This window comes from Pseudemcibacter sp. (assembly GCF_965661635.1).
Lineage (GTDB): Bacteria > Pseudomonadota > Alphaproteobacteria > Sphingomonadales > Emcibacteraceae > Pseudemcibacter.
Genome location: NZ_CBFIEP010000003.1, coordinates 1 through 4512, shown reverse-complemented (window position 1 = coordinate 4512; position 4512 = coordinate 1). Strand labels below are relative to the sequence as shown.

The window sequence follows — 4512 nt, the reverse complement described above, 5'->3', positions numbered from 1 at the left end:
AGATGTGGATTATCGTTAATAAGGTGTGCCATCGTCGAGAAACTATCATCACGTACCGAGTCATAGTACGCCTCCTCAATCACAATCACCTCCTTTTGCGAAAATTCAAGCCAGAATTCTTCCAATGCATTTTTTTCAATAATGCTTGGGATTGGATTGTTTGGATTACAGAGATAAATACACGTTGTTTTATCTGTAACGGCTTTTCTCATCGCATCTAAGTCAATGGTTAAGTCATCTGCTACAGGGACAGTAATGATATTGGCACCGAAATTTCTTGCGGACCTTAAAATACCACCGAATGTTGGATAAGGGGCGATCATATCACCGCCTGACATACCGCAAAGAGCGCCTGTTGCCATTAGGTATTCGCCTGACCCGGCGCCAACGGCAATGCATTCTTCCGGAATATTTTCCATTTCAGCAATGACTTTGATTAATTCTCCTCGTATGGTGAAATTATAAGTATGAGCAAGCTTATAGGCCTCAACTATGACTTTCATCGCCTTTGGGTTGATACCATAAGGGTTTTCATTATTGGTCATACGAATTGGGTTTTCAGGACTAATTGGTGCCCCCATATTCATAATGCTGCCCATGTCTTGTGCGGATGCACTACTTCCAAGCATAACGCCGCCAGCGACGGCTGACGTTCCGACTAACCAGTCTCTTCTTGTTAATTCTCCTGTCATTATATCCTCCCTGATATTTTATGATTAACCGAAGTCTTGCTTATATTTTTCAACGAAATATTGCATTTCTTCCGGTTTTGATAAACTTAATCTCACCCAGTTTGTAAATGGTGCGAATTCTCTACCAGTAAGAATATGATGTTTTTTCATAATTTCAGCGACTTCTTTAGATGGGCGTCCCGCATTGAAAAAGATAAAGTTCGCATTACTTTTCACGTACTCAAGATTTAGTTCATCAAGCATATTGGAAACGATTGTTTGGCATTCTTTGTTTTTCTGTCTCAAAAAAGCTTGATATTCCATATCCTGATAACTGGCGATCGCGCCGCGCATTGCTGGAAGAGCTAATGTGTTTGTGAATAATCCGAACATTTTTTTAATAATATCGGGATGCGCATAACAGACACCAAAGCGCATGCCGGCAAATGCGTGAATTTTTGATGCGGTGCGTGTAACAATCACATTTTTATTTTCTTTGACCATGCCGATCATGCTCTCGTAATTCTCATTATCCACATATTCAAAATATGCTTCATCAATTAATACTGTTGCCTGGTCGGAATATTCATTGATGAATTCTATTAAAGCATTTTTTTCAATGATGGTTGGAATTGGATTATTTGGATTACAAAGATATATTAATTTCACATTCTTCGTCATTGCGGCGCGGATAGCATCCAAATTGATGGCCATGTCATCGCTGACCGGTACTTCAATAAGTTTTGAACCAAGTGTGCGACCAAAACGGGCGATGTCACCATATGTTGGCGTAGGCAATAAAATATCACCGCCAGCAAGCGCATTGAATACGGCTGCTTTTTCTAAAAACTCCGTAGAACCAGCACCAAGGCCGACATATTCTTGAGGAATATCTTCTAATTTCGCCATCAGTCCTAATAATTGAAATAAAGTTTGGAAGGCATATTTATGTGAATCATCCGCAGAGTCAGCAATTGCTTTTCTTGCTTTTAAAGATTGCCCGTAAACATTTTCATTTAAATGCGCACGAATTGGGTTTTCCGCGGTCGGATTAACATTGGGTGCCATGAATGATTGTGAGGCGGCTTTACTGCCTGATAAGGCAAGAGTTGCTGCAGCTGCGGTAGCTGATCCCGTAAGCCAGTCACGGCGAGTTATGGTTTTTGTCATAATATGATTGTCCAAATATTTTTACGTTATTTTTTATTATTGAAATAATGTAACATATATAACCATATATATAACTTGAATCCAAGGAATAAAAAAGCACCTGTAGTAATCCACAGATGCTTTTTCTTAAATTAGAATAGAATAATATTAGCCAAATACTTTACGGTAAGTATCCGCTACATATTGCATTTCTTCTGGTTTTACGGTGCTCATTCTTACCCAATTTGTAAATGGTGGGAATGGGCGACCACTCCATATACCGTGTTTTCTTAATTCTTCTGCAACTTCGGTTGATGGTCGACCCGCATTAAAGAAGGCAAAATTGGTGTTGGACTTTACATATTCCAAGTTTAAATCTTCAAACATCTTTTCTAAAATATCCATGCTTTCACGGTTTTTTTGCTTGATGATTGATTGATATTCTATGTCTTGATAGCTTTCGATTGCACCTGCGACTGCAACATTACCAAGCGATAAATTAAATGGCCCTGCAATATAGCGCATTGTTTCAGGATGGGCGAATGCAAACCCTATACGAACACCCGCAAATCCGTGAATTTTAGAAGCCGTGCGGCAAATGATAATGTTCTTATTATCGACAACCAAATCCTTCATTGATTGAAAATCTGGATTATTCACATATTCAAAATAAGCTTCATCAATTACGACTAGGGCACGTTTTGACATTTCAAGACAAAAATCTTTAAGTGCATTTTTCTCAATAATACTTGGAATAGGGTTATTGGGGTTACATAAGTATACCAATTTAATGTCATCGGTCATTGCACTGCGCATGGCGTTTAAATCAATATGTAAATCATCACCTACAGGTACAGACACAACCTCAACTCCGAGCATTTTAGCGGTGCCCGTTACGCTTTGATAAGTCGGATCTGGGGCGAGGACTTTGCCGCCCTTAATGGCACAGGCCATTGCGGCTTTTTCAAGAAATGGCGTTGACCCATTGCCGATCGCAATATGCGATCCCGGAATACCTTCCATTTTCGAAATAACTTGATTTAACGTCCGTTGTTCAAAAAAGTTGTATAAGTGAGCTGTTTCGGCGGCTTTATCCATTACTTTCTTTGCTTTAAGTGAGGGACCATAGACATTTTCATTGAACCCAGCACGAATTGGATTTTCAGGTGTTGGGTTTAAGTTTGGATTAGGAACTGTTTGTGCGGATACCATTTTTGAAACGAGCATGCTACCTGCAACAGTTGCCCCACCAACAAGCCAATCACGGCGCGTTAATTCAGTTGTCATAGTTATTCCTTATATTTTGTCAAATTGGATAGCTTATATGTAATGTTTATTATTAGAGAGGCAAGCATAAAATAATTGATATTTTTTTTCGTAGCCCCCTTTACATTAGAATTGTTCTAAACTATATAACAACTATATTAATAATTAAAAAGGATTTAAAAATGAATAGAGTTCCAGACGTTACTTTTAAAACACGCGTTCGTAATGATGCAATTGAAGGCCCGAACCCATTTGAATGGAAAGATTTAACAACAGACGAGATCTTTAAAAATAAGAAAGTTGTTGTTTTCTCTCTACCCGGTGCATTTACACCAACGTGCTCTACAAGCCATCTTCCTAGATACGAAGAACTATACGAAGACTTCAAAACGGAAGGCGTTGATGCCATTGTTTGTATTTCTGTGAATGATGCATTTGTGATGTATCAATGGGGTTTAAGCCAAAATGCGAAGAATGTATTCTTGCTTCCAGACGGAAATGGCGAATTCAGCCGTAAAATGGGTATGCTTGTAAATAAAGATAATCTTGGGTTTGGGATGCGTAGCTGGCGTTATTCAATGCTCGTTGATAACGGTGAAGTTAAGAAAGTATTCTCCGAAGAAGGATACAGTGATAATTGTCCTACTGACCCATTTGAAGTATCTGATGCTGATACAATGTTAAATTATCTAAAATCATAATTTTAGTATAATTGTACTAATAAAAAAGGCCGGTAATTTTACCGGCCTTTTGTTTTTATGATCTAACTTAATCTAAAAATTATAAATCATTGAAACAGAGAATTTGTCACGTTTAATCGCGTGATTATATCTGTAATTAGTTGTGCCAACTTGTTCCAAAACACCAGCGACAAACTCATAAACATCTACATTGTCATTAGTTTGATGATTATGCGTTGAGCGTGTGTAGTTCGCTCTTATTGATATTTGTTCTGAAAGGTATGCTTGGATACCACCACCAAAAAGTAAACCAGAATCGGAATTGTTAAATTGTTCGTTACCCGCGAAACTATTTAGTTTTAGCTGTGAAAACCCAATTTGTCCAAAAACGACGACATCCGGTGAAACCCAAATCCCAGGAAATACTGAAACGCCGAATTCATTTGTTTGTTCAAATCTACTCGCTGCAGTAGGTTCATTTGAAATAAAACTATACGTATAATTTGCTTCAGCCGCTAATGTAAATTGTCCTTCTGAAATTCTATATCCTAAAAATACACCGGCGCCACCACCTTCAGCAGTATAAAGTGGGTTTCTTGTGGTTGTTGAAAGAATGTCACCTTCAAAAACAACACCATCAAATTCAGGGGTGATAATTGTTAAATCAGATTGACTGGTTTTCCCATAGGAACCTTCAATTCCCATATAAGCACCATCATGAATGCTTGTTTGTGCATTGGCTGAAT

Annotated in this window: 5 protein-coding genes; 1 reads left to right on the top strand and 4 read right to left on the bottom strand. The window is 38.2% G+C overall.

All coding sequences use genetic code 11. The features are described 5' to 3' along the window. From ACTF6W_RS00215 to ACTF6W_RS00205, 3 genes are all read right to left on the bottom strand, one after another. Window positions 1-692, bottom strand: a 692-nt coding sequence (locus tag ACTF6W_RS00215) for an aminotransferase class I/II-fold pyridoxal phosphate-dependent enzyme (RefSeq protein ID WP_438992526.1), incomplete at its 3' end; no start/stop codon positions are given. Between the two features lie 24 nt (window positions 693-716). Next, window positions 717-1841 (bottom strand): pyridoxal phosphate-dependent aminotransferase, encoded by a 1125-nt coding sequence (locus ACTF6W_RS00210; protein WP_438992525.1) that lies wholly within the window; start codon window positions 1839-1841, stop codon window positions 717-719. A 147-nt stretch (window positions 1842-1988) separates the two neighbouring features. Then, complete coding sequence (locus ACTF6W_RS00205; RefSeq protein WP_438992524.1) at window positions 1989-3107, bottom strand: pyridoxal phosphate-dependent aminotransferase; 1119 nt, start codon at window positions 3105-3107, stop codon at window positions 1989-1991. A 161-nt stretch (window positions 3108-3268) separates the two neighbouring features. Here ACTF6W_RS00205 and ACTF6W_RS00200 point away from each other — a divergent pair, with 161 nt between their 5' ends. Further along, window positions 3269-3787: a peroxiredoxin gene (locus tag ACTF6W_RS00200; RefSeq protein WP_438992523.1), complete on the top strand. Its 519-nt coding sequence runs from the start codon at window positions 3269-3271 to the stop codon at window positions 3785-3787. A 72-nt stretch (window positions 3788-3859) separates the two neighbouring features. Here the strand turns inward: ACTF6W_RS00200 and ACTF6W_RS00195 are convergent. Continuing rightward, window positions 3860-4512 (bottom strand): outer membrane protein (locus ACTF6W_RS00195; protein WP_438992522.1); only part of this gene is annotated, 653 nt, incomplete at its 5' end.

What these genes read in the sequence shown, in the direction of transcription:
- ACTF6W_RS00210 (WP_438992525.1), bottom strand. Translation starts at nt 1,841, where the DNA reads ATGACAAAAACCATAACTCGCCGTGACTGGCTTACGGGATCAGCTACC.
- ACTF6W_RS00200 (WP_438992523.1), top strand. Translation starts at nt 3,269, where the DNA reads ATGAATAGAGTTCCAGACGTTACTTTTAAAACACGCGTTCGTAATGAT.
- ACTF6W_RS00205 (WP_438992524.1), bottom strand. Translation starts at nt 3,107, where the DNA reads ATGACAACTGAATTAACGCGCCGTGATTGGCTTGTTGGTGGGGCAACT.